Source organism: Enterococcus sp. S183_ASV_20 (assembly GCF_018919685.1).
GTDB classification, from domain to species: Bacteria; Bacillota; Bacilli; order Lactobacillales; family Enterococcaceae; genus Enterococcus; species Enterococcus faecalis.
In genome coordinates this window covers 1-958 of the sequence record NZ_JAHLRI010000153.1, presented here as the reverse complement: position 1 = coordinate 958, position 958 = coordinate 1, and the positions used below count along the sequence as shown (strand labels likewise).

The 958-nt window shown below is 37.6% G+C and carries 1 pseudogene; it reads right to left on the bottom strand.

Annotation, left to right across the window (positions count from 1 at the left end):
• Positions 1–4: 4 nt before the first annotated feature.
• Positions 5–958 (bottom strand): annotated as a pseudogene (locus KQI94_RS16135) (IS3-like element IS1485 family transposase); the annotation flags it as partial.

Genomic DNA, 958 nt, shown 5'->3' with positions numbered 1-958 from the left:
AAAGTTAGACTGCCTCGCTAGCGTTAGCACATCCGAGCTCATTATCAAGGATTCGCTGCGCCAATCTCTGGTTACGGTAACCAACCGGTGTCTCGTAGCCAAGTGTACCGTGCAACCGAAGGTGGTTCCACCAATTGACATAGTCAAATAACTCCAAATCCAATTGTTGTAAGGTTTCAAATGTGTATTGATAGACAAATTCTACTTTCAGCGACTTATAAGTTGATTCAGCTACGGCATTATCAAAAGGACAGCCTTTATGACTCAATGATCGATTGATGTCAAAAGTTGTTAATAATTCATCAATAGTTTGGTTATCAAACTCTTTTCCACGATCAGTATGAAAAATCTCAACCTCTGTCAGAGGTTGTTTGATACGGCTAAATGCTTTTTTTACTAGAACGGCATCTTTATGTTCTCCACAAGAATAGCCGAGAATTTCTCGATTGAACAGATCCAAAATGAAACAGACATAATTCCATTTTTTCCCGACTCGTACATAAGTCAAGTCTGTTACGATCGCTTCTAATGGGTTGTCTCTTAAGAATTTACGATTCAATACGTTTGTCGTTTTGGCTTCATTGCAAGTAGAATGATGTACTTTAAAATAAGCAACAGTATAGCTCGATTTTAATCCTCTATTTTTCATGATTCTACTAATTTTTCGTCGGCTGATATGAATGCCTCGTTTTGATAAGGCTTTTTTTATTTTTCTTGAGCCGTAGGCCTTTCGGCTTCGGATAAATTCTTCAGCGACTACTTCTTCAAGTTCTGATTCGTCTTTCTTTGGTTTTGATTGATAATAATAGGACTGACGTGATAGACCTAATATTCTGCACATCGCTGATATAGGGTAAAGATGCTTATTCGCATCGATTACTTGTCTCTTCGTCCGAATATCAGCGCTGCTTGCTTTAAAATATCATTTTCCATTTCTAATTGCTGGTTTCTTTTACGT